Origin of the sequence: Geodermatophilus telluris (assembly GCF_900102745.1) — a bacterium.
Lineage (GTDB): Bacteria > Actinomycetota > Actinomycetes > Mycobacteriales > Geodermatophilaceae > Geodermatophilus > Geodermatophilus telluris.
In genome coordinates this window covers 23,975-47,469 of sequence record NZ_FMZF01000005.1, presented here as the reverse complement: position 1 = coordinate 47,469, position 23,495 = coordinate 23,975, and the positions used below count along the sequence as shown (strand labels likewise).

21 protein-coding genes are annotated in these 23,495 nt (G+C 77.2%); 7 read left to right on the top strand and 14 right to left on the bottom strand.

Annotation, left to right across the window (positions count from 1 at the left end; translation table 11 throughout):
* Window positions 1-13: 13 nt before the first annotated feature.
* The 4 genes from BLQ97_RS16105 to BLQ97_RS16090 all read right to left on the bottom strand — a co-directional run bounded on the left by BLQ97_RS16105 (window position 14) and on the right by BLQ97_RS16090 (window position 5,005).
* Entirely contained in the window at window positions 14-751 is a 738-nt protein-coding gene (locus BLQ97_RS16105; RefSeq protein ID WP_091367054.1) for an ANTAR domain-containing protein, read from the bottom strand.
* Between the two features lie 102 nt (window positions 752-853).
* Window positions 854-1,618: a sulfite exporter TauE/SafE family protein gene (locus tag BLQ97_RS16100; protein WP_091367053.1), complete on the bottom strand. Its 765-nt coding sequence runs from the start codon at window positions 1,616-1,618 to the stop codon at window positions 854-856.
* Window positions 1,615-2,388 carry a sulfite exporter TauE/SafE family protein gene (locus BLQ97_RS16095; RefSeq protein WP_091367052.1) on the bottom strand — a complete coding sequence of 258 codons (774 nt, stop codon included), beginning with the start codon at window positions 2,386-2,388 and terminating at the stop codon, window positions 1,615-1,617. The genes BLQ97_RS16100 and BLQ97_RS16095 overlap by 4 nt, the downstream gene beginning before the upstream one ends.
* Before the next feature lie 64 nt (window positions 2,389-2,452).
* Window positions 2,453-5,005, bottom strand: a complete 2,553-nt coding sequence (locus BLQ97_RS16090; RefSeq protein ID WP_091367051.1) for a DEAD/DEAH box helicase — start codon at window positions 5,003-5,005, stop codon at window positions 2,453-2,455.
* A gap of 380 nt (window positions 5,006-5,385) precedes the next feature.
* On the opposite strand from BLQ97_RS16090, the gene BLQ97_RS16085 reads away from it, so the two are divergent.
* Window positions 5,386-6,243: a glucose 1-dehydrogenase gene (locus BLQ97_RS16085; RefSeq protein WP_245692282.1), complete on the top strand. Its 858-nt coding sequence runs from the start codon at window positions 5,386-5,388 to the stop codon at window positions 6,241-6,243.
* 18 nt (window positions 6,244-6,261) lie between these two features.
* On the opposite strand, the gene mmuM is transcribed toward BLQ97_RS16085, so the two are convergent.
* Complete coding sequence (gene mmuM, locus BLQ97_RS16080) at window positions 6,262-7,170, bottom strand: homocysteine S-methyltransferase (protein WP_091367345.1); 909 nt, start codon at window positions 7,168-7,170, stop codon at window positions 6,262-6,264.
* 37 nt (window positions 7,171-7,207) lie between these two features.
* On the opposite strand from mmuM, the gene yidD reads away from it, so the two are divergent.
* Complete coding sequence (gene yidD / locus BLQ97_RS24005; protein ID WP_245692280.1) at window positions 7,208-7,708, top strand: membrane protein insertion efficiency factor YidD; 501 nt, start codon at window positions 7,208-7,210, stop codon at window positions 7,706-7,708.
* A gap of 23 nt (window positions 7,709-7,731) precedes the next feature.
* On the top strand, window positions 7,732-8,172 hold the full coding sequence (gene arfB / locus BLQ97_RS16070) for an alternative ribosome rescue aminoacyl-tRNA hydrolase ArfB (protein WP_091367050.1): 441 nt from the start codon (window positions 7,732-7,734) through the stop codon (window positions 8,170-8,172).
* Here arfB and BLQ97_RS16065 read toward each other — a convergent pair.
* The 3 genes from BLQ97_RS16065 to BLQ97_RS16055 form a co-directional block, all read right to left on the bottom strand.
* On the bottom strand, window positions 8,144-9,370 hold the full coding sequence (locus BLQ97_RS16065) for an RNA polymerase sigma factor (protein WP_091367049.1): 1,227 nt from the start codon (window positions 9,368-9,370) through the stop codon (window positions 8,144-8,146). The genes arfB and BLQ97_RS16065 overlap by 29 nt on opposite strands.
* Entirely contained in the window at window positions 9,367-9,717 is a 351-nt protein-coding gene (locus BLQ97_RS16060; RefSeq protein ID WP_091367048.1) for a YciI family protein, read from the bottom strand. The genes BLQ97_RS16065 and BLQ97_RS16060 overlap by 4 nt, the downstream gene beginning before the upstream one ends.
* A 92-nt stretch (window positions 9,718-9,809) precedes the next feature.
* Window positions 9,810-10,469 carry an N-acetyltransferase gene (locus BLQ97_RS16055; protein ID WP_091367047.1) on the bottom strand — a complete coding sequence of 220 codons (660 nt, stop codon included), beginning with the start codon at window positions 10,467-10,469 and terminating at the stop codon, window positions 9,810-9,812.
* A 130-nt stretch (window positions 10,470-10,599) separates the two neighbouring features.
* Between BLQ97_RS16055 and BLQ97_RS16050 the strand changes: the two genes are divergently transcribed.
* The 3 genes from BLQ97_RS16050 to BLQ97_RS16040 are packed head-to-tail and all read left to right on the top strand — an operon-like array spanning window position 10,600 to window position 16,063.
* A complete protein-coding gene (locus tag BLQ97_RS16050) occupies window positions 10,600-13,200 on the top strand; it encodes a molybdopterin oxidoreductase family protein (RefSeq protein WP_245692277.1) in 2,601 nt (866 codons plus the stop codon).
* Window positions 13,200-15,725, top strand: a complete 2,526-nt coding sequence (gene nirB / locus BLQ97_RS16045) for a nitrite reductase large subunit NirB (protein WP_091367046.1) — start codon at window positions 13,200-13,202, stop codon at window positions 15,723-15,725. The genes BLQ97_RS16050 and nirB overlap by 1 nt, the downstream gene beginning before the upstream one ends.
* Window positions 15,722-16,063, top strand: a complete 342-nt coding sequence (locus tag BLQ97_RS16040) for a Rieske (2Fe-2S) protein (RefSeq protein WP_091367045.1) — start codon at window positions 15,722-15,724, stop codon at window positions 16,061-16,063. Before nirB ends, BLQ97_RS16040 begins: the two co-directional genes overlap by 4 nt.
* Before the next feature lie 63 nt (window positions 16,064-16,126).
* Here BLQ97_RS16040 and arr read toward each other — a convergent pair whose 3' ends face one another.
* The 3 genes from arr to BLQ97_RS16025 are packed head-to-tail and all read right to left on the bottom strand — an operon-like array spanning window position 16,127 to window position 18,432.
* Window positions 16,127-16,582: an NAD(+)--rifampin ADP-ribosyltransferase gene (gene arr / locus BLQ97_RS16035; protein ID WP_245692274.1), complete on the bottom strand. Its 456-nt coding sequence runs from the start codon at window positions 16,580-16,582 to the stop codon at window positions 16,127-16,129.
* A 28-nt stretch (window positions 16,583-16,610) separates the two neighbouring features.
* Complete coding sequence (locus BLQ97_RS16030) at window positions 16,611-17,585, bottom strand: methyltransferase (RefSeq protein ID WP_139173707.1); 975 nt, start codon at window positions 17,583-17,585, stop codon at window positions 16,611-16,613.
* 58 nt (window positions 17,586-17,643) lie between these two features.
* Window positions 17,644-18,432, bottom strand: coding sequence for a hypothetical protein (locus tag BLQ97_RS16025; RefSeq protein WP_091367042.1), 789 nt, complete (start codon window positions 18,430-18,432; stop codon window positions 17,644-17,646).
* A 147-nt stretch (window positions 18,433-18,579) separates the two neighbouring features.
* Here BLQ97_RS16025 and BLQ97_RS16020 point away from each other — a divergent pair, with 147 nt between their 5' ends.
* Window positions 18,580-20,007, top strand: a complete 1,428-nt coding sequence (locus BLQ97_RS16020; protein ID WP_091367041.1) for an MFS transporter — start codon at window positions 18,580-18,582, stop codon at window positions 20,005-20,007.
* A gap of 53 nt (window positions 20,008-20,060) precedes the next feature.
* Here the strand turns inward: BLQ97_RS16020 and BLQ97_RS16015 are convergent, their stop codons facing one another.
* From BLQ97_RS16015 to BLQ97_RS16005, 3 genes are all read right to left on the bottom strand, one after another.
* Entirely contained in the window at window positions 20,061-21,194 is a 1,134-nt protein-coding gene (locus BLQ97_RS16015) for a uroporphyrinogen-III synthase (protein WP_091367040.1), read from the bottom strand.
* Window positions 21,195-21,256: 62 nt separating this feature from the next.
* The gene (locus BLQ97_RS16010; RefSeq protein WP_091367039.1) at window positions 21,257-22,705 is read right to left on the bottom strand and encodes a PP2C family protein-serine/threonine phosphatase; all 1,449 of its coding nucleotides are present in this window, start codon (window positions 22,703-22,705) and stop codon (window positions 21,257-21,259) included.
* Window positions 22,705-23,412, bottom strand: a complete 708-nt coding sequence (locus BLQ97_RS16005) for a GAF and ANTAR domain-containing protein (RefSeq protein ID WP_091367038.1) — start codon at window positions 23,410-23,412, stop codon at window positions 22,705-22,707. Before BLQ97_RS16005 ends, BLQ97_RS16010 begins: the two co-directional genes overlap by 1 nt.
* Between the last annotated feature and the right edge of the window lie 83 nt (window positions 23,413-23,495).

Sequence of the window (23,495 nt, the reverse complement as noted above, 5' to 3'; positions counted from 1 at the left end):
GGGGCGCGGCGGCTCAGTCGCCGCTGACCGGCTCGCGCAGCTCCGCCGGGTCCAGCCGCCCGGAGACGATGTCCTCGGCGACGTCGTCGACCACCCGGCCGGTGGCGAAGGCGTGCGCCCGCAGGACCGCGAGGGTGTCCACGACGTCCAGACCCAGGGCGACCGTGGCCACGCCGGTGGCCTGCCACACCCGGCTGCGGCGCCGGGCGGCGGGGGAGTCCCACCAGCGGCCCGAGCCCTCGTCGCTGGACACCCCGCCGGAGGAGCGCACCAGCTCCTCGGTCATCGTCACCACGACCGCCTCGACGTCGTCGCGTGGCACCGCGGTGAGCGTGTCCAGGTCACGAGCGTAGAGGTCCATGATCACCGTCGGCCCCAGCGGCGGGGCCAGCGGCACCGAGTACACGGCCCGGAACGGCGTCTCGCCGAGCAGGGCCGCGTGCAGCGAGGGCCAGTTGCGGTTGATGTCCTCGATGTCGAAGACGATGGCGCGGCCGGTGTCGTGCGCGCGCAGGCACGGGCCGTCGCCGGTGGTGAACTGCAGCTGCTCGGCGTGCGAGGTGGTCGGGTCGCTGGCGCCGATCGGCGTCCGCAGGCCCGCGCCCTCGTGGATGCTCAGCGCCGCGCCGTCCACCCCGACGGCCTCGGCGCAGGCGCGGCACAGCCGCGAGGGCACCATCTCCGGGCCGTCCTCGCCGGGCTCCGCCGGCCCGCGCAGTGCCTCCAGGAAGCGCCCCGCCGCGTCGCTCATCGTCACCGTCCGCTCCCTCGTGCTCGCCCTCGCGCCCGTCCCCGCGCGCGCGGGGGGGACGCTGACAGCCTGCCCGCGGGGTCCCCGGTCGGTCCACCGGGGTCACCGGTAGGCGTCGACGGCGAGCACGACCGCCAGACCGAGCCCCGCCAGCGCGATCACCCGCCGCAGTGCCCCCTGGGGTGCCCGGCGCACCACCCGCGGGCCGAGCCGCCCGCCCACCAGGCAGCCCGCCGCCAGCGGCAGCGCGGCGCTCCACGCCACGGGGGAGAGCACCACGAAGCCGACCGCGGCCACCGCGTTGGCCGCACCCAGCGTGACGTTCTTGAACGCGTTGCCCCGCGGCAGCGGCTCGCCGGTGCCCAGCAGGAACAGCGCCAGGAGCAGTACGCCGGCGGCCGCGCCGAAGTACCCGCCGTAGACGCCGACCAGCGCGGTGCCGGCCACCAGCCACCAGGGGTCGCCCCGGCGGTGCGCGCGGGCGCCCTCCTCGGCCAGCTCGCGCGGCGGGCGCTGCAGCAGGATGGCCAGCGCCGCCCCGCCGATGAGCACCGGCACCACCCTCTCGAAGGCCTCGGCCGGGGTGAGCAGCAGCAGCGCGGCGCCCGCGGAGCCGCCGAGGACCGCGGCGCCCACCAGCGGCAGCAGCCGCCGGCCCTGCCCGGTCAGCTCCGGCCGGGAGGCGCTGATCGAGCCGACGCTGGTGAGCACCAGCGCGACGGTGTTGGTCACGTTGGCCGTCACCGGCGGCAACCCGGTGGCCAGCAGCGCCGGGTAGCTGACCAGCGAGGCCAGCCCCGCGACGCTGCCGGCCAGGCCCGCGCCCACGCCGGCCAGCACCAGGAGCACCGCCTCGACGGCGCTCACCGCGACACCAGGACGCCGACGGCGACGCAGCCGAGCACGACGATCGCCGTCCGCAGCACCACCGGGGGCAGCCGCCGGCCGTAGCGGGCGCCGAGCGTGCCGCCGACCACCGAGCCACCGGCCACCAGCGCGGCCGCCGGCCAGTCGACCCGGTCGGTGGCGACCACGACGTAGGCGAGCGCGGCGACCCCGTTGACCGCGGAGGTGAGCACGTTCTTCAGCGCGTTGAGCCGCTGCAGCGGCTCGGGCAGCAGCAGGCCGAACAGGCCCACCTGCAGCACGCCCTGGCTGGCGGCGAAGTAGCCGCCGTAGCTGCCGGTGGCGTAGGCGGCCGCGACCAGCCCGGCCAGCCGCAGGCCCCGCGGCGCGGTGCCGCCGGCGACCTGCCGCGCGGCCAGCCGGCGCGACAGCAGCGGCTGGACGGCGACCAGCACGACCGCGAGCCCGACCAGCGCGGGCACCACCGCCTCGAAGGCCGCCGCGGGCAGGTGCAGCAGCAGCACCGCCCCGGTGAGCGCGCCCAGCACGGAGGCGGGCAGCAGCCGCAGCAGCAGCGGGCGCTGCCCGGCCAGCTCGCGCCGGTAGCCCACCGCGCCGCTGACGCTGCCCGGGACCAGGCCGAGGGTGTTGGTCACCGTGGCGGTCACCGGCGGCAGCCCGGTGGCCAGCAGCACCGGGAAGGTCACCAGGGTCCCCGACCCGACGACGGCGTTGATGCTGCCGGCGGCCGCGCCCGCGGCGAGCACCGCCAGCATCTCGGGCACGGTCATGCGGTCACCGCCGTGGAGGGTGGCACACGGCCGGGGTGTGACCGCGCGCACGCACTCGCGGCGCTCAGGCGTCCTTGCGGCCGGCGTCCACCACCCGCAGCACCAGCTCCCCGGCCTCGTCGGAGGCGGCGAGGTCGACCTCGGCGTCGATGCCCCAGTCGTGGTCGCCGGCCGGGTCGTCGACGATCTGGCGCACCCGCCACACGCCGGGCTCGCTGCGGTCCCACACCAGCAGGGCCGGGCCGCGGGCGTCGGCGCCGGTGCCCAGCTCGGCGTGCTCGGCGAAGTAGCCGCGCACCACCTCGCCCCAGCGCTCGGCGTCCCAGCCGGAGCCGGCGTCGAGCCCGCCGAGGTCGTACCAGCGGCGCCGCGCCCACAGCTGGACCCGGGCGAACAGCGCGTTGCGGACCATCGCGGTGAACGCGCGCTCGTTGCCGGTGAGCGGCCGGGCCCGCGCCGGGACGGCGACCGGCTCGTCGAGCGGTGAGTCGGGACTGGTGAGCTGCTCCCACTCGTCGAGCAGCGAGGAGTCGACCTGCCGCACCAGCTCGCCGAGCCACTCGACCAGGTCGGTGACCTCCTCGGTGCGCGCGGCCGCCGGCACCCCCGACCGCAGCGCCTTGACCGCGTCGGACAGGTAGCGCAGCACCGCCCCCTCCGCGCGGGTCAGGCCGTAGGTGGAGACGAACTCCTTGAACGTCATCGCCCGCTCCCACATCTCGCGGACGACCGACTTCGGCGACAGGTGCGCGTCGGCGGCCCACGGGTTGCTGCGGACGTAGACCTCGAACGCGTGCCCGAGCAGCTCCTCCAGCGGCTTGGGGTAGCTCACCTCGTCGAGCAGCTCGATGCGCTCCTCGTACTCGACGCCCTCGGCCTTCATCTGCGCCACGGCCTCGCCGCGCGCCTTGTTCAGCTGCGCGGCCAGCACCTGCCGCGGGTCGTCGAGGGTCGCCTCGACCACGCTGACGACGTCGAGGGCGTAGGTGTCGGAGCCGGGGTCGAGCAGCTCGATGGCGGCCAGCGCGAAGGTCGACAGCTGCTGGTTGAGCGCGAAGTCCGGCGGCAGGTCGACGGTCAGCCGGAAGCGCCGCCCGTCGGGCTCGGGCACCTCCAGCCGCTCCAGGACGCCGGCCTGCAGCAGCGAGCGGGCGATGCCGACCGCCTCGCGGACCAGCCGCAGCTGCCGCTTGCGGGGCTCGTGGTTGTCGGTGAGCAGCCGGCGCAGCGCCGCGACCGGGTCGCCGGGGCGGTCGACGACGTCGAGCAGCACCCCCGTCGTCACCCGCATGTGGCTGGTCAGCGGCTCGGGCTCGGCGGCCACCAGCCGCTCCATGGTCGCCTTCGACCACGGCACCATCCCCTCGGGTGCCTTCCGGCGCACCAGCTTGCGGCGCTTCTTCGGGTCGTCGGCGACCTTGGCGAACTGCTTGAGGTTCTCCACCTCGTGCTCCGGCGCCTGGACGACGACGGTGCCGGCGGTGTCGAAGCCCGCGCGCCCGGCCCGGCCCGCGATCTGGTGGAACTCGCGGGCGTTGAGCAGCCGGGTGCGGCTGCCGTCGTACTTGCTCAGCGCGGAGAACAGCACGGTGCGGATCGGCACGTTGATGCCGACGCCGAGGGTGTCGGTGCCGCAGATGACCTTGAGCAGCCCGGCCTGGGCCAGCTGCTCGACCAGCCGCCGGTACTTCGGCAGCATCCCGGCGTGGTGGACGCCGATCCCGTGGCGCACCAGCCGCGACAGCGTCGTCCCGAAGGCGGAGGTGAACCGGAACCCGCCGATCGTCTCGGCGATCGCGGCCTTCTCCTCCCTGGTGCACACGTTGACGCTCATCAGCGCCTGGGCCCGCTCCAGCGCCTGGGCCTGGGTGAAGTGCACGACGTAGACCGGCGCCTGCCGGGTGTCGAGCAGCTCCTGGATCGTCTCGTGGGCCGGCGTCGTCGCGTAGTAGTGGTGCAGCGGGACCGGGCGCTCCGCGCTGGCGACCAGCGCCGTCGGCCGGCCGGTGCGGCGGCCGAGGTCCTCGCGCAACCTGGTGGTGTCGCCGAGGGTGGCGCTCATCAGCAGGAACTGGGCGCGGGGCAGCTCCAGCAGCGGCACCTGCCAGGCCCAGCCGCGGTCGGGGTCGCCGTAGAAGTGGAACTCGTCCATGACGACCAGGCCGACGTCGGCGTCGGCACCCTCGCGCAGCGCCACGTTGGCCAGCACCTCGGCGGTGCAGGCGATGACCGGCGCCCCGGCGTTCACGCTCGCGTCGCCGGTCAGCATGCCGACGTTGGCCGCGCCGAAGACGCCGCAGAGGGCGAAGAACTTCTCGCTGACCAGCGCCTTGATCGGCGCGGTGTAGAAGCTGCGCCGCCCGGCGGCCAGGGCGGCGTACTGCGCGCCGGTGGCCACCAGGGACTTGCCCGAGCCGGTGGGCGTGGCGAGGACGACGTTCGCCCCGCTGACCAGCTCGATCAGCGCCTCCTCCTGGTGCGGGTACAGCGGCGTGCCGCCCGCGTCGGCCCAGGCGGCGAAGGAGGTGAACAGCTCGTCGGGGTCGTCGCCGCGGGTCCGCAGCGCCGAGAGGTCGCCGGGGTCGTCGAGCAGGGGCAGGGGAGCGGTCGCGGTCATCGTGGGGGACAGCGTGCCCGACGCGCCGGACCTTCCCCGGAGGAGCCCGCCGGTCACGACACGGTCACGACGGGTCCAGGACGTGCTGGCGCGTGCCGACGTCCCGGGTGAAGATGAACGCCAGGTGAACGAGAGGTGGCGCGACGATGCGTGTCGAGGAACGTCCGATGGTCCGCTGGGTGCCGGTGACCGACCCGTCCGGCCGACGGCACATGGAGATGCGCTGGGAGCTGCCCCCGGTGGCGGCCACCCCGGCCCCGCGCACCGCCTGACACCGGGCGGCGGGTTCCCCGCGCGGGTGCACGGGTAGGCGGGACGGCGACGCGGTGCCGGGGGAGACGACCCCGGCGGCCGCGCGCGCCCCGACCTGAGGAGAACCCGTGTCGTCACCCCGCCCCGAGAGCCAGCCCGAGCAGCAGCAGACCCCGCCCGGGACGCTGGGCGAGATGGACCCCAAGCCCGACCACGGGGAGGAGACCTACCGCGGCTCGGGCAAGCTCACCGGCAAGGTCGCCGTCATCACCGGCGGCGACAGCGGCATCGGCCGCGCGGTCGCGATCGCCTTCGCCCGTGAGGGTGCCGACGTCCTGATCTCCTACCTCGACGAGCACGAGGACGCCGAGGACACCGCACGGTACGTCCGCGACGCCGGCCGGACGTGCGTGCTGGTGCCCGGCGACATCTCCGACCGGGCGCACACCAAGACGATCATCCCGAAGGCCGTCGAGGAGTTCGGCCGGGTCGACGTCCTGGTGAACAACGCCGCGTTCCAGATGACCCACGAGACGCTCGAGGAGATCCCGGACGAGGAGTGGGACCACACCCTGGCCACCAACCTCACCGCGATGTTCACCCTGTGCAAGGACGCGCTGCCGCACATGCAGCCGGGGGCGTCGATCATCAACTCGTCGTCGGTGAACTCCGACACGCCCAGCCCGCAGCTCGCGCCCTACGCGATGACCAAGGCCGCGATCGCCAACTTCACCGCGAGTCTCGCGCAGATGCTGGCCGAGAAGGGGATCCGGGCCAACAGCGTGGCGCCCGGGCCGGTGTGGACGCCGCTGATCCCCGCGACCATGCCCGAGGAGAAGGTCGAGAGCTTCGGCCAGCAGGTGCCGATGGGCCGCGCCGGGCAGCCGGCCGAGCTCGCGCCGGTGTACGTGCTGCTGGCCAGCGACGAGGCGTCCTACGTCTCCGGTGCCCGCATCGCCGTCACGGGCGGCAAGCCGATCCTGTGAGGGCCCGCGACGACCAGGTCACCTGATCGTCGCCGCGAGCGCGGTGATGCCGGCGGGGCCCACCCGGCAGCAGCCGCCGACCAGCCGGGCGCCGGCGCCGACCCACCCCGGGACGGCGCCGGCGTCGACCCCGCCGGTCCCGGTCCACCGCCGCCCGGCCGCGTCCCAGCCCTCGCCGCTGTTCGGGTAGGCCACCAGCGGCCGGCCCGACGACGCCGCGGCCGCCAGCGACGCGCCCACCGCGCCGGGCGGCACGCAGTTGACGCCCACGGCCACCACGACGTCGACGCCGCGGGCCATCGCGAAGACGTCCACCGCCGGCTCCCCGCGCCGGGTGCGGGCCACGCCGTCGGCGCCGACGGCGGTGGTGAGCGACAGCCACACCGGCACACCGAGGTCGGCGGCCTCGGCCAGCAGCGCCTCGGCCTCGGCGGCCGCCGGCACGGTCTCGCAGGCCAGCACGTCGGCCCCGGCCTCGGCGAGGGCGGCCATCCGCGGCCGGTGGAACGCCCGCAGGTCGGCCACGGACAGCCGGTCGCAGTAGGCGCCGGTGTACTCCGACCCGTCGGCCAGCGCCGCGCCGTAGGGACCCACCGAGCCGGCCACCCACCCGTCGGGCGCGCCGCGGCGGGCCAGCTCCACCGAGCGGGCCACCAGCGCCAGCGCCTCGTCGCGGGCCACCCCGGCGGCGGCGAACCCCTCGACGGTGGCCTGGTAGCTCGCCGTCGTCGCCACCTGCGCGCCGGCGGCGGCGAAGGCGGCGTGCGCCGCGACCACGGCCTCGGGCTCGTCGCGGAGCAGCCGGGCCGACCACAGCGCCGAGGACACGTCGTGGCCGCGCGCCTCCAGCTCGGTGGACAGCCCGCCGTCGAGGACGACGGGACCCGCGGCGAGGGCATCGGTGAGAGGGGGGAGCACGCCGTCCATCCTGCGCGCGGCGCAGGCGGCCCCCAGGATCGGGCGCATGGTGTTCATCTGGAGCAGCGGCTGGGGTCCCCGCCGTCGTCGCCGCGGGGGGTACGGGCCGCCGCCGGGCTGGGGGTACCGGGGCGGCTACGGCCCGCCCCGGGGCTACGGACACCGCCGCGGGTACGACCGCGACGGCAGCTGCCTGCGCGACCTGCTGTTCCTCAACACCGGCTGCTGCCTGGCCAACGCCATCGGCTGCGGCGTCGACGGCCTGTTCCTCGTGCCGACGACGGCGCGGCACGTGCACGCCGCCGGCACCGGCCCCCGCGGGTCCCGCCTGGCCGAGCGACTGGTGGCCGCCGTCCGCGTCTACCAGCGCGAGATCAGCCCGCGGCGGCCGCCGTGCTGCGCCTTTTCGCCCACGTGCTCGACCTACGCCGTGGAGGCGCTGGAGCGGCACGGCGCCCGCCGCGGCACCTGGCTCACCCTGCGCCGGCTGGCGCGCTGCCACCCGCGCGCGACCGGCGGCGCCGACCCGGTGCCCGCAGCGGCCTGAGCCGGCCCCGGCACACTGCACGCGTGCCCGCCAGCGACGACGCCTCCGGCGACCTGCCGGTCACCGGCGCGCTCGCCGTCCCCGCGGCGGCGCTGTCCTGGCGGTTCTCCCGCTCGTCGGGGCCGGGCGGGCAGGGCGTGAACACCGCCGACTCGCGCGTCGAGCTGTCGGTGGCCCCGCTGGAGCTGCCCGGCCTCACCGAGGGCCAGCGGGCCCGCCTCGCCGAGCGGCTGGGCCCGCGGCTGGTCGACGGCGTGCTCACCGTCGCGGCGAGCGAGCACCGCCAGCAGCTGCGCAACCGGCAGGCCGCCCGCGAGCGGCTGGCCGCCGTGCTGCGCGCCGCGCTCGCCCCGCCCCCGTCGGCCCGGCGCCGGACCCGGCCCACGCGCGGCTCGCAGGAGCGGCGGATCACCGCCAAGAAGCAGCGCGGGGAGCTCAAGCGCCAGCGCCGTCGCTGGGACTGACCTCGGCGCGGCGCCGCGCCAGGAAGGCACGCTCGGCGGCGTTCCCGGCCAGCGCGAGCGCCCGGTCGTAGGCAGCGGCCGCCTCGGCGCGGCGGCCCAGCCGGCGCAGCAGGTCGGCCCGGACGGCGGGCAGCAGGTGGGAGCGCGGCAGGTCGAGGGCGTCGACCAGCGCCAGGCCCGCGGCCGGGCCGGACACCTCGGCCACCGCCACCGCCCGGTTGAGCGCCACCACGGGGGAGGGGGTCAGCGCCAGCAGGTGGTCGTAGAGGGCCACCACCTGGCGCCAGTCCGGAGGCGGGTCGCTGTGCACCGCCTGGATCGCCGCCTGCACCTGGTAGGGGCCGGGCGCGTCCCGGCGCAGGCAGCGCCGCACCAGGTCCTGCCCCTCGGCGACCAGGTCGGCATCCCAGAGCCGGCGGTCCTGCCCGGCCAGCGGCACCAGCTCCCCCGACGGCGAGACCCGCGCCGCACGGCGGGACTCTCCCAGCAGCAGCAGGGCCAGCAGGCCGAGCACCTCCGGCTCGTCGGGCATGAGCTCGGCGAGCTCGCGGGCCAGCCGGACCGCCTCGGCGCACAGGTCGGTGCGCACCAGCCGGTCGCCGGAGGAGGCGGTGTGCCCCTCGGTGTAGACGAGGTAGACGACGGCCAGGACGCCGCCGAGCCGGTCGGGCAGGTCGGCCTCGCGCGGCACCCGGTAGGGGATGCGGGCGTCGCGGATCTTGGCCTTGGCCCGGACGATCCGCTGGGCCGTGGTCGCCTCCGGCACGAGGAAGGCGTGGGCGATCTCCGCGGTGGTCAGGCCGCCGACCAGCCGCAGGGTCAGCGCGACCCGGGCGGCGGGGGCCAGGGCCGGGTGGCAGCAGGTGAACAGCAGGCGCAGCCGGTCGTCGCGCACGGCGCCCTCCTCGGGCGGTGGTCCCGGGTCCTGCAGCAGCAGGGCGGCGCGGTGGCGGGTGTCGCGGGTGGACTCCCGGCGCACCCGGTCGATCGCCCGGTTCCGGGCGGTGGCCACGATCCAGCCGGCCGGGCTGGGCGGCACCCCCTCGGCCGGCCAGCGCTGCAGCGCGGTGGCGAAGGCGTCCTGCACCGCCTCCTCGGCGGCGTCGATGTCGCCGAGGAGGCGGGTGAGGACGGCGACCGCCCGCCCGTAGGACGAGCGGAACACCGCCTCGACGGCGGCCGGCCCGGGACCGGTCACACCCCGTTGCCGGCGACGGGGCGCACCTCGACGGGCAGCGTGGTCGCCCGCGCCAGCCGGCGGCCCCACTCCAGCGCGGCGTCCAGGTCGGGCACGTCGACGACGGTGAAGCCGCCGACGTGCTCCTTGCCCTCCGCGTAGGGGCCGTCGGTGACCAGCACGTCGTCCCCGGCCGGGCGCAGCACCGTGGCGGTGGCCGGCGGGAACAGGGCGGCGGCGAACACCCAGGCGCCGGCGGCCCGGATCTCGTCGTCGACGCGGGTCACGTCCCGCATGATCGGCCCGAGGACCTCGGGCGCGGGCGGGTCGCCCGCGGGCTGCTGGATGCTGAGCAGGTACTGCGCCACGTCGGCCTCCTGTGTCCGGCGGACGGCCGGTCGCCGGTCCGCTCACCCCCTGGACGAACGGGGACCGCGCGGATCGACACCCCGGCCGGGACTCACAGCTCCGGCATCGGGACGCCGGGCGGCCGCACGGCCACCCACAGCGGCAGCTGCCCGTCGGCCGAGCGGGTCGCCGCGGTCACCTCGAAGCCCAGCGCCCGCGCCCAGCGCACCACCGCCCAGGCCGGCGCCACCAGCGCGGCGGGTACGCCGTCGGCGTCGCAGCGGTCCAGCACCGGCGCCAGCACCGCGCCGCCCAGCCCCCGTCGCCGCGACCGCGGCCGGGTGGCCAGCGCGCGCAGCCGCCAGTGCGGCCCGTCGGGCAGCGCGGCGGCCAGCGCGGCGTCGGTGCGGGCGACGGCGTCGGCGCGGTCGGCGTGCAGCCGGGGCACCTCGCGCTCCAGCGCCGTCCGCACGTCGCGCGGCAGCGGTGCCGCCGCCCCCTCCGGCGCCTCCCACGAGGCGACGGCCTCGACGTCCTCGCTCACCCAGGCGGTGCCCGTGGCGACGGCGCGGTGGGCGTCGAGCTCGGCCAGCCGGGTCAGCCGCTGGGTCCGGCCGTCGACCGGCAGCGCCCAGCGCACCCAGCGGGACTCGGCGAGGGACACGGTGAGGGTGGCCGCGATGCGCGGCACGTCGCGCGGCTCGGCCGGCCGGACGACGGGGACGCCGAGGTGGACCGTCGGCCCCGTCTCGCTGCTGCCCGGCTCGCTCATGGCTGCCATGACACCACGGGCGCCCGGACCCGGCCGCACGGTCGGTCCGGGGGCGCCGTGAGGTCACCGGAACGCAGGGTTGACGTCGTCGTGGCGGTCGGGAAACCCGGCCCCCGCAGCCTCTACAGGCGTGCCCGCAGCCCTCGTCCCCGGTGCCGTCCCGGCCGGTCCCCGCACGCGGACCACCGAGACCCACTGCCCCTACTGCTCGCTGCAGTGCGGCATGGCGGTGACCGCCGGCGACCGGCCGCCGACCCTGGTCCCGCTGGACTTCCCGACCAACCGCGGCGGGCTGTGCGCCAAGGGCTGGTCGGCGCACGAGCTGCTCGACCACCCCGAGCGGCTGACCCGCCCGCTGGTCCGGGCGGTGCCCGGCGACCGCACCAGCCCACTCGTGGAGTCGACCTGGACGGAGGCCCTCGACCGGGTCGTGGCGGCGATCGGGGCGACCCAGGCCCGGCACGGCCGCGACGCCGTCGGGTGCTTCGGCGGCGGGGGGCTGACCAACGAGCAGGCCTACGCGTTCGGCAAGTTCGCCCGCGTCGCGCTGCGCACCAGCGCGATCGACTACAACGGCCGGTTCTGCATGTCCTCGGCGGCGGCCGCGGCCACCCGCGCCCTCGGCCTCGACCGCGGGCTGCCCTTCCCGCTGGCCGACGTCGCCGGGGCCGACGTCGTCGTGCTGGTGGGCAGCAACCCGGCCGACACCATGCCGCCGGCCGTGCAGCACCTGCAGGCCGGCCGCGAGCGCGGCGCGCTGCACGTCGTCGTCGACCCCCGGCGGACGGCGACCGCCCGCGCCGCCGGCCTGCACCTGCAGCCGCTGCCGGGCACCGACCTGGCGCTGGCCAACGGGCTGCTGCACACCGCCGTCGCCGAGGGGCTGGTCGACGAGGCGTACGTCGCCGCCCGCACCACCGGCTTCGCCGCCGTCCGCGAGGCCGTGGCCGGCTACTGGCCCGACCGGGTCGAGCGGCTCACCGGCGTGCCGGTGGACCGGCAGCGGCAGGTGGTGCGGGCCCTCGCCCGGGCGGAGAAGGCAGTCGTGCTCACCGCCCGCGGCGCCGAGCAGCACCGCAGCGGCACCGACACCGCCACCGCGTGGCTGAACCTGGCGCTGGCGCTCGGGCTGCCCGGCCGGCCCGGCAGCGGCTGGGGCACCGTCACCGGCCAGGGCAACGGGCAGGGCGGCCGCGAGCACGGGCAGAAGGCCGACCAGCTGCCCGGCTACCGCCGGCTCGCCGACCCCGCCGACCGGGCGCACGTGGCCGCCGTCTGGGGCGTGGACCCCGACGACCTGCCGCGGCCGGGCCGCAGCGCCTTCGAGCTGCTCGACGCCCTGGGCACCGACGGCGGTGTGCGCACGCTGCTGGTGCTCGCCTCCAACGTCGCCGTCTCCGCGCCCGACGCCCGCCGCGTCGTCAGCCGGCTGCGCGACCTGGACTTCCTCGCCGTCAGCGACTTCTTCCTCTCCGAGACCGCCGAGCTCGCCGACGTCGTGCTGCCCAGCGCGATGTGGGCCGAGGAGTCGGGGACGATGACCAACCTCGAGGGCCGGGTGGTCCGCCGCCGGCGGGCCCTCGACCCGCCCGAGGGGGTCCGCGACGACCTGCAGCTGCTCGCCGAGCTGGCCGAGCGGCTCGGCGCGCCCGGCTTCTCCGCCGACCCGGAGACCGTCTTCGCCGAGCTGGGTCGGGCCAGCGCCGGCGGCACCGCCGACTACTCGGGCATCACCTACGACCGGATCGACGCCGAGCAGGGCGTGTTCTGGCCGTGCCCGGCCACCCCGGACGACGAGCCGGCGCACCCGGGGACGCCGCGGCTGTTCACCGAGCGGTTCGCCACGCCCGACGGCCGCGCCCGGTTCGTGCCGGTGCACCACGTCGACGCGCACGAGCAGCCCGACGCCGGGTACCCGCACGTGCTCACCACCGGCCGGGTGCTCGCGCAGTACCAGTCGGGCACCCAGACGCGGCGGTCGCGCAGCCTCGCGCTGGTCGCACCCACCCCGCGGGCGGAGATCCACCCCGACCTCGCCCGCCGGCTGGGCATCGCCCACGACGACGTCGTCGAGCTGGCCACCCGCCGCGGCCGGGCCCGCTTCGCCGCCGCGGTCACCGACGCCGTCCACCCCGACGTCGTCTTCGTCCCCTTCCACTGGGGCGGCGGCTCCAGCGCCAACGCGCTCACCGACCCCGCGCTCGACCCGGTCAGCCGGATGCCCGCCTTCAAGGTCTGCGCCGTCGCCGTCACCCGGGTCGGCGGCCCCGCGGAGCGCATCCCCGCGCCGGACGCCGCGACCCAGCCCGCCCCGCGGCCGCACACCCGACCTGCACCGCACCAGCCCCGGCAGCCGTCCCGGAGCACGAGGAGGAGTCACCCCGTGAGAAGCAGCCCGAAGTTCCTGCAAGGCGTGTTCCCGCTGACCGGCGAGGGCCTGGGCAAGCCCGGGCCGGTCGACCCCGCCCTGCGCTACCAGGTGCCCGCCGGCGCCACCGCCCAGGCGCTGTACTTCCGCGGCGGGAACTCGACCGCGGAGCTGGTCTGCGTCCTGCTGGTGCGCGACGGCGAGCCGGTGCGCTGGTTCCCGATCGGCGCGAAGGGCGACGTGCACGTGCCGCTGCGGGTGGTCGAGGACCTGCCCGGCGGCTGCCTCGTCGAGCTGCACGCCGCCGCGCCCGAGGGCGTCACCGGCGAGCTGGTCGTCGACCTGGGCCTGGTGGAGGTCTGATGACCGTCCTCGGCGGCCGCCCGCACGGGCTCACCTCCCTGGCGGTGGACGACGACCTCGACCCCCGCCCGCGGCTCGTCGTCGTGGGCACCGGCATGGCCGGCGCCCGGTTCGTCGAGGAGGTGCTCGAGCGCGGCGGCGGGGAGCAGTTCCGGATCACCGTCCTCGGCGACGAGCCGCACGGCACCTACAACCGGATCATGCTCAGCCCGGTGCTGGCCGGGGAGACGGGCGAGGACGAGATCGTCCTCAACAGCCACGACTGGTACGCCGACAACGGGGTGCAGCTGCGGGCCGGCGTCCGCGTCGAACGGCTCGACACCGCCGCCAAGCTCGCGTACGCCTCCGACGGCACCGCCGCCCCCTACGACCACCTGGTGCTGGCCACGGGCTCGTACTCCTTCGTCCCGCCGATGGCCGGGGTCCGGCGCGGGGACGGCGAGCTGCTGCCCGGCGTGCACGGTTTCCGCACCATCGACGAGACCCGCGCCATGCTCGACGCGGTCGGCCGGTGCCGACGCGCCGTCGTCCTGGGCGGCGGGCTCCTGGGCCTGGAGGCCGCCCGCGCGCTGCAGGGCCACGGCGTCGACGTCGACCTCGTGCACGCCGCGCCGTGGCTGATGAACGCCCAGCTCTCCCGGGAGGCCGGCGCGGTCCTCGAGCGCAGCGTGGCGGCGCTCGGCATCCGCGTGCACCTCGACGTGCTGGCCACCGAGGTGCTCGGCGAGGGGCACGTCGAGGGCGTGCTGCTCCGGGACGGGCGGCGGCTGGACTGTGACCTGCTGGTCGTCGCCGCCGGCGTGCGCCCGCACACCGACGTGGCCGTCCGGTCGGGGCTGGAGGTCGAGCGCGGGGTCGTCGTCGACGACCAGCTGCGCACCGACGACCCCGACGTCTACGCCATCGGCGAGTGCGCCCAGCACCGCGGCGAGGTGTACGGGCTGGTCGCGCCCGCCTGGGAGCACGCCCGGGTGCTCGCCGACGTGCTCACCGGCACCGACCCGGCGGCGGAGTACCACGGCAGCCGGACGGCGACCAAGCTCAAGGTGGCCGGGGTCGACGTCGCGACCATGGGGATGAGCGCCCCCGAGCGGGACTCCGACGAGCTCCTGGTCGTCTCCGAGCCGAAGCGGGGCGTGCACCTGTCGGTGGTGGTCCGCGACGACCGGCTCGTCGGCGCCACGCTGCTCGGCGACACGCGCAGGGTCGCGGCCCTGACCCAGGCGTTCGACCGCGGCAGCGCGCTGCCCGAGGAGCGCATCCGGCTGCTCGTCGACCTCGCCGACGGGCCCGCCGAGGTCGCCGTCGCCGACATGCCGGCCGACGCGCGGGTCTGCAACTGCAACGGCGTCACCAAGGGCGCGATCTGCGGGGCGGTCGCCGACGGCTGCGGCAGCGTCGGGGCGGTCATGGACCGCACCCGCGCCGGCCGGGGCTGCGGCTCGTGCAAGGCGCTCGTCGCGCAGGTGGTGGAGTGGGCCGCCGACGGCGACGTCGCCGAGGACCCCGCCGCGGCGTGGTACGTGCCGGGCGTCCCGCTGGCCAAGCCCGACCTCGTGGCCGCGATCCGCGAGCGCGACCTGCGCAGCGTCTCGGCGGTCTTCGCCGCGCTCGCCCCCGGCGGCAAGGAGGACGCGCGGTCGAAGACGGGCCTGACCTCGCTGCTCAAGACGGTGTGGGGGGTGGACTTCCTCCCCGAGAAGGACGGCGAGTTCATCAACGACCGCGTGCACGCCAACATCCAGCGCGACGGCACCTTCTCCGTCGTCCCGCAGATGAAGGGCGGCGTCACCACGCCCGCGCAGCTGCGCCGCATCGCCGACGTCGCCGAGAGGTACGAGGTGCCGATGGTCAAGGTCACCGGCGGGCAGCGGATCGACCTGCTCGGCGTCCGCAAGGAGGACCTGCCCGCGGTGTGGGCCGACCTCGGCATGCCCTCCGGGTACGCCTACGGCAAGACCACGCGCACCGTGAAGACCTGCGTGGGCAGCGACTTCTGCCGCTTCGGCCTGGACGACTCCACGGCGCTGGGCATCGCGATGGAGACGCGCTTCCAGGGCATCGAGAGCCCCGCGAAGGTCAAGATGGCCGTCGTCGGGTGCCCGCGGAACTGCGCGGAGGCCTACGTCAAGGACGTCGGCGTGGTCGCCGTCGGCACCGGGCGCTGGGAGGTGTACGTCGGCGGGGCCGCCGGGGCCTCGGTCCGCAAGGGCGACCTGCTGGCCACCGTCGGCTCCCCGGAGGAGGTGCTCACCGTCGCCGGCCGGTTCGTGCAGTACTACCGGGAGCACGCCAACTGGCTCGAGCGCACCTACGACTTCGTGCCCCGGGTGGGACCGGCGCGGATCCGGTCGGTGGTGGTCGACGACGCCGACGGCACCTGCGCCGACCTCGACGCCGCGCTGCAGCGCTCGGTGGACGCCTACACGGACCCGTGGGGCCAGGACGGGCCCGAGCCGGCGACGCCCGGGCAGTTCGCGACGTCGCTGCCGCTGCTCCCGCTGCCGCAGGTGCCGGTCCGGTGAGCGTCACCGACACCCGCCCCGTCGCCCCTCCCGGCGTCCGGGCGCACACCGTCGGGCGGGCCGAGGACGTGCCGCCGGGGGAGGGGCGGGCCTTCGTCGCGGGCGGCGTGCAGGTCGCCGTCTTCCGGCTGCGCGACGGCTCGCTGCACGCCACCCAGGCCGCCTGCCCGCACGCCGGCGGGCCGCTCGCCGACGGGCAGACCGACCCCGACGTGCTCGTCTGCCCGCTGCACCTCCACGGGTTCCGGTGGCGCGACGGGTCCTCGACGGGCGACGCCGGGCCGCTGACGGTCTACCCGGTCCGCGAGGTCGACGGCCTGCTCGTCGTCGACGCCTGACCCGATCCGGGCAACTCCGCGGACGTGCACGGGGCGACTCCGCGGATCTGCACGGAGGGGCGGTCAGTCCTCGATGACGTCGAGGCCCTGCTCCCGCAACCGCGCCAGGCCGTCCAGCATCGCCCGGACCGCCTCCGGCGAGTGCCCCTCCCAGTCCTCGACCTCGCCGACGACGCGCAGCGGGGACCGGGTGCGGTAGGACCGCGTCGGGTTGCCCGGGAAGCGCTTGTCGGTGACGTTCGGGTCGTCCTCGAAGGGACCCAGGGGCTCGACGACGTAGACGTGCCCCCGCTCCTCGCTCCCGGCCAGCGCCGTCGCCAGCTGCGCTCCCCAGGCGGCGGTCTCGACCAGCGCCGTGAAGTAGACGTGGTTCATCACCCGGCCGGCCTGGAAGTTCGACCCGCGGCCGGGGACCAGCTCGTCACCGACGGCGAGGTCGGCCCGCGTCCCGTGGAAGAACGGCCCCGGCACGTGGTCGCAGTGGTCCGGGGTCACCGGGTCGCGGGCGCCGTCGTCCACACCGGCCATGGTGCCCGAGGGGCCCCGCTCAGGCGGGGCGCGCCTCGAGCACGTGCACGCCGGCGTCGGTCGGCACGTCGCGGGTGAGCCGCAGCCCGGCCGCCGCGCACAGGGCGGCGTACTCGGTCGCGGTGCGCTCGCAGCCGTGCAGCAGCAGGAGCATGTGCAGGTCCATGCGCACCGCGGCGGCGTCGTCGGCGGCCCGCTCGGGCAGCACGGCCTCCACCACGAGCAGCACCGAGTCCGGCCGCATCGCCGCCCGACAGGTGCGCAGCACGCGCAGCGCGTCGCCGTCGTCCCAGTCGTGCAGCACCCGGGACAGCAGGTAGGCGTCGGCGCCGGCGGGCACCGCGGTGAAGAAGTCGCCGCCGGCGGCCGGCAGGTCGCTGCCGGCCACCACCTCGGGCAGGTCGAACAGGACGACGTCGGCGCCCGGCGCCCGCTCGCGGACGGCGCGCAGCAGCGTCCCGCGGCCGCCACCGACGTCCACGACCGAGGAGAACCCGCCGGCGTCGTAGGCGGCGACGACCGCCCCCGCCTCGCGGGCCGACCGGTCGGCCATCGCCGCCTGGAACGTCGCCAGCCGCGCCGGGTCGGCCGACAGGTGCGCGAAGAAGGGCAGGCCGTGGACCGTCTCGTACGGCGTGCTCCCGTCCCGCACCGCCGCGGGCAGCCCGGCGGCCGCGCCGAAGTAGAGCCCGCCACGCGTGGCCACCCAGTCGCGCAGCGAGCCGGGCACCCCGGCGCACAGCAGCCGGCCGGTGTCGGTCAGGGCGAACCGGCCGTCCCCGGTCTCGGCGAGCACCTCCTCGGCGGCCAGCCCGCGCAGCACCCGGTGCAGCGGGCCGGGCCGCGCACCGAGCTCGCCGGCCAGGTCGACGGCGTCGCGCGGCCCCCCGGCCAGCGCGTCGGGCACGCCCAGGACGACGGCGGTGTGCAGCAGCTGGGTGACCAGGTAGCCGTCGGCCTGCCGGGCCAGCCGATCGGCGGCGGAGCCGGACACGACGGCGATGGTGGCACCGCGCCGGAGCCGGGATCAACGGGCCGGCGCGCGGCGGGGCTCAGCCGAGGTCGGCCAGCGCGGCTGCGACGGCCTCGTCGCGGACGAAGTCCAGCACCAGCAGCCGGTGCACCAGCACGCCGCGGCGGGTCAGCCGCAGGTCGGCCGGGCGCAGCCGGGGGAGCGCCGCCCCGCCGGGCCGGGGCCGGGCCGGCGGGGGGTCGAGCAGGCCGCGGTGCTGCAGGTCGGTGAGGTCCTCGAGCGCGCCCCACGCCGTCCACCCGCGGGGGTCCTGCGGCACCGGCGTCATCGGCAGCGGCAGCCGCTCGCGCCGGCCGACGGCGGCGAGCAGCACCAGCTGCCGGCCGGTCAGCTCGCCGGCCAGCCGCAGCCCCAGGCGCACGACGGCGGCGTCCAGGTCGGGGGAGACGGCGGCCTCGGCCAGCAGGTAGCCCAGGTGCCGGACCCGCCACTCCTCGGTCGTGTCCGCGGCCGCCCGCACCACCGCCTCGGCCAGCTCGTCGGCCGGGGCGCGCTCGCCCGGGCCGGGGGCGAGGAAGCCGTCGGAGCGCACCGACCGGCCCTGCGCGGCGCGGGTGACCGACAGCTCGGCGGCGAAGGCCAGCGCCGCCCCGGCCCGGCAGCGCCCGCGGCGGGGGACCGGGGCCGGCAGGTCGGCGTCGGCCGCCGTCGCCGTCCGCCGGAGCCACGCGGCGAGCCGGTCGTCGAGGCGCACGCGCGCCGCCTCGCCGTCGAACAGCAGCCCGGCCGCCGAGCGCGCCATCGAGCCGGCCACCAGCTCACCGGACTCCACCAGCGCGCGCCCGGGCGCGACCTCCACGTGGTCCACGCACTGATCATCGTCGTTCCCGCCCGGTCCTGTCGGCCGGTGGCCGGGACCCTCACCACAGCGGGGCAGGGCCGGTGCGCACAACGGAACACGGGGTGCGCCCGCAGGCGACGGCGGGGAAACCGCGGCCCTCGACGCTGCTGGTCCATGGCCGCCCCCACCCGCACCGCAGCACCCACCGCCGCAGCACCCACCGCCGCACCACCCACCACCGCACCACCCACCGCCGCACCGCCCACCCGGCCGCGCCGCGGCCGCTGGATCGACGACTGGCGCCCCGAGGACCCCGCGTTCTGGGAGTCGACCGGCCGGCGGGTCGCCCGCCGCAACCTGGTCTTCTCGGTGTTCTCCGAGCACGTCGGCTTCTCGATCTGGAGCCTGTGGTCGGTCCTCGTGCTGTTCCTGCCGGAGGCCGTGTACGGCATCGACCCGGCCGGCAAGTTCCTGCTCACCACCCTGCCGACGGCGCTGGGCGCGTTCGTCCGGCTGCCCTACACCTTCGCCGTGGCCCGGTTCGGCGGCCGCACCTGGACGGTCGTGAGCGCCGCCCTGCTGCTGGTGCCGGCGCTCGCCACCGCCGTCGTCCTCGAGCCCGGCGTCTCCTACACCACGCTGCTGGTCGTCTCCTGCCTGGCGGGGGTGGGCGGGGGCAACTTCGCCAGCTCGATGGCCAACATCAACGCCTTCTACCCCGACCGGCTCAAGGGCTGGGCGCTGGGCGTCAACGCCGGCGGCGGGAACCTCGGCGTCCCCGTCGTGCAGTTCGTCGGCCTGTTGGTCCTGGCCACCGCCGGCGCCGAGCACCCCCGGGTCGTGCTGGCCGTGTACCTGCCGCTGGTCGTCGTGGCCGCCGTCGGCGCGGCCTGGGTGATGGACGACCTGGCGACGGCGCGCAACCAGCCGCGGGCCCTCCGCGAGGCCACCCGCGAGCCGCACACCTACGTGGTCTCGTTCCTCTACGTCGGCACCTTCGGCTCGTTCATCGGCTTCGGGTTCGCCTTCGGCCAGGTGCTGCAGAACCAGTTCGCGCAGGACTTCGCCACCCCGCTGGCCGCGGCGTCGCTGACCTGGCTGGGCCCGCTGCTGGGCAGCCTGGCCCGCCCGCTCGGCGGCTCGCTGGCCGACCGCCTCGGCGGCGCCCGGATCACCTGCTGGGCCTTCGTCGCGATGGCCGCCGGCGCCGGGCTCGTGTTCGCCGCCAGCCGGGCGGGGTCGCTGCCGCTGTTCCTCGCCGGGTTCGTGCTGCTGTTCGTGCTCAGCGGCCTGGGCAACGGCTCGACCTACACGATGATCCCGGCGGTCTTCCGCACCCGGGCGCGGCGGGCCGTCGCGGCCGGTGTGGACGGCGCCACCGCCGACCGGCACGCGCTGCGGATGTCGGGGGCGCTCATCGGCATCGCCGGCGCGGTCGGCGCCTTCGGCGGGGTGCTGGTGAACCTGGCGTTCCGCCAGTCGTTCCTCACCACCGGCAGCGGGGAGGCGGCCTACCTGGTGTTCATCGCCTTCTACGCCGCCTGCGTCCTGCTCACCTGGGCGGTCTACCTGCGCCCGGGCGCCCGCTCGGCCGGCGTGTGAGGGTGCGCGTCCGCGGACGTGCACCGGGCACCTCCGCGGACGTGCACCGGCGGTCAGGCCGCGAGGCGGTACCCGCGCTTGACCACGGTCTCGACCACCCCGGGCCCGAGCGCGGCGCGCAGCCGGGTCACCGCCATCTCGACGGCGTGGGCGTCCCCGCCGCCGGGCAGCCCGCCCACCAGGTCGGCCTTGGCGACGACGACCCCGGGCCGGGCCGCCAGCGCCCGCAGCACCGCGATCGGGCCCGGCGGCAGCTCGACCAGCCGGCCGTCGAGCACCGCCGCGTGCCCCCGCACCTGCAGCGTCGCCCCGCCCACCGCCAGCACCGGGCCGCGCTCGGGCAGCCGGGCCACCACCTCGCGGGCCAGCGCCCCCAGCCGGGACCGCTCCGGCTGCACGGTGCGGATCCCGGCCGCCTCCAGCGGCGCCGCCGTCACCGGGCCCACCGCCACGGGCAGCACCGGCCCGGTCAGCGCGGCCACCACGTCGGCGTGCAGCCCCAGCCCGCGCGCCTCCGACAGGAGGCTGGCCGCCGCCGGGGCGCTGGTGAAGGTCACCGCGTCCACCGCCCCGGCCGCCACCGAGCCGACCAGCCGGCGCAGCGGGCCGACGTCCTCGGGCAGCACCCACCGGTACACCGGCACGGTCAGCACGTCGGCGCCGGTGGCGCGCAGCGCGGCGACGAACTCCGGCAGCGGGTCGCCGTGCAGCTGCACGGCCACGCGCCGCCCGGCCAGCGGCCCCTCGGCCCCCGACAGCAGGTGCTCGAGCACCTCCGCCGACGACTCCGACGGCGGCGACCACGCGTCCACCAGCCCGCCGCCGCGGATGGCGCCGCGCGCCTTGGGGCCGCGGGCCAGCACCCGGGCACCGCGCAGGTGCCCGACCAGCGGCAGGTCCCACGCCTCGGCGGCCTCGAGCCACCCGCGGAACCCGACGCCGGTGGTGGCCACGACGAGGTCGACCGGCGCGGCCAGCACCGCCTCGGTGGCCGCGACCAGCTCCGCGTCGTCGGCCAGCGGCACGATCCGGATCGCCGGCGCGTAGACGACGCGGGCGCCCCGCCGGTCGAGCAGCGCGCCGAGCTCCTCCCGGCGCCGGGCGGCGGTGACGGCCACCGTGTAGCCGGCCAGCGGGGCCGGCCCGGCGGCCTCGTCGCAGGGAGGGACGGCGGGGGAGGAGGGCACGTCCCCATCGTCCGCGACGGTCGTTGCGGGCGTGTGACGTGCCCGCGCGGGTGGCCCCGGGGTCAGCGGGCGGCCCACGAGGCGACGAGGATGCTCGCGTCGTCCTGGAGCACGCCGTCCTGGTGCTCGAGGACGGCGTGCACCAGCCGGCGGACCGTCTCCGGCGGCGGCTGCCCGGCCGCCGCCGCCCGGGTCAGGAACTCGACCAGCCGCTGCTCGCCGAACCACCGCCCGGCGGAGTCCCGCGCCTCGGTGATGCCGTCGGTGTAGAGGACCAGCCAGTCCCCGGGCTCGAGCACCTCCTCGGCCACCGCGAAGCCGGCGGTCGCCAGCCCGAAGGGCACCCGCCCGCTGCCGCTGAGCTCCTTGACCACCCGCCCGTCGCGCAGCAGCAGCGGCGGCGGGTGCCCGGCCCGGACGTAGCGCAGCCGCCCCGAGGCCACGTCCAGCTCGGCCAGCACGCCGGTGACGAAGGCGCTGCCGGGGAACGTGGCGGCGACCACCTCGTCGATCGCGCGGGCCTGGTCGTGGATGCCGCGCCCGTCCCGCCGGGCGCTGCGGGCGGTGGCGAGCGTGGCGGCGGTCATCAGCCCGGCGCCCAGACCGTGTCCCATGGCGTCGAGGACGGTCATCCACACCGTGTCCTCGCCGAGGGCGTAGTCGAAGGCGTCCCCGCCGACGTCCGCGCTCGGCTCCAGCAGGCCGGCCAGGACGAAGTCGTCGGTCGCGGCGGTGAGCGGCGGCAGCTGCTGCCAGACCAGCTCGGCCGACGGCGACCGCGGGCGGCCGCGCCGGGTGCGCTCCACGGCGTCGCCGTGGAGCCCCAGCGAGACCACCAGGTGGGCGATCATCGCGGCCAGCCACCCGCACTGCTCCCGCAGGGTGGGGTCCTCGAGGTCGCGGGCCCTCGCCGTGCGCACCTCGAGCACGCCCACGCGGTCGGCGCCGTCGAGCAGCGGCAGCCACAGGCGGGGGACACCGCCGGCCTCCGAGGGCAGCAGCCGGCCGGACTGGAAGACGCGGCCGGGCAGCGTGCCGTCGACGGCGATCGGCTCGCTGCACGCCCGGCCGTGGGGGAGCCGGACCAGCGAGCGCTGCTCGTGGTCGACGACGTGCACGGCGACGTCGACGCCGAGGGCCCGGCCGGCCTTGGCGGCGAGCGGCGCCAGCCGGTCCGGGGGCGCGGTCCGGGCGGCCTCGAGCAGCTGCACCAGGGCGGCCAGCGGCCCGGCGGTGGGCCGCGGCGGGCGCAGCGGACGCGAGAAGGGCACCCGGCGGGCCGCGGAGAGCTCGTCGAGCCGCTCGTTGACCGCGACCGCCAGCAGGTCGCCGTCGACGTCCGGCAGGCACGCCAGCCCGTCGAGGTGCGTCTCCAGGTCGAACAGGTCGGCGTCGCCCCCCAGCTCGAAGTACCGCAGCCACAGCTGCTCGAGGGTGAGGTCGGCGTACCCGAACGCGGCCCGCAGCAGGGCCCGCCGCTCCTCGGCGGGGCCGTCGACGGGCCGCGTCATCAGCGCAGCCGGCGGACGGCCGAGTCGACCACCGCCCGGGCCGCCTGCCGCAGCGTGCCGGCGTCCCCTCCGGAGCGGGACAGCAGCATGGCCAGTGCCGTCTCCTCGCCGATGCCGTGCCGGGCCATCAGCACGCCCTTGGCGGTGCTCACCACGTCCCTGGCCGCCACGGCCCGCCGCAGGTCGTCGCTGGCCCGGCGGGCCCGCTCCCGGGCGGTGACGTGGGTGACCAGCAGCGCGGCCTGCGCCGCGGAGAGGGTGAGCACCCGGGCGTCGTGGGCGGTGAAGCCGCCCGCACCGCCGCGGTAGACCTTGAGCGCGCCGAGTGCACGGTCCCCGGCCACCAGCGGGGCGCTCGCGCACGACACCAGCCCCAGGTCGACGGCGGCCGCCGCCCAGCGCGGCCAGCGGCCGTCGGTGCGCAGGTCCTCGACGCGCACCAGGGTCCGGCCGGCGACGGCGGCCAGGCACGGCCCCTCGTCGAGCTCGTACTGCAGCGCGTCGGCGCGCTCGACCCGGGGGTCGGTCGCCCCGGACGTCCGCCGCCCGGACCGGTCGACGATGGTGACGCCGGCGCCGGCGGCCTCCGGGACGGTCTCGAGCAGGAGCGAGCTGACCAGGCCGAGCGCGGCGGCCACGGTCTCCTCGGACAGGAGCAGGCCCGACACGCGGGCGGAGACGACCGACAGCTCGTCGGCCAGCGGCATGGGTTGGGGGGCGTCCTGGCGCACGGGCACCTCGCGGGCAGCGGCCGTGGCGACCCCGTCGTCTCGAGGTCCCCGGCCTGCGG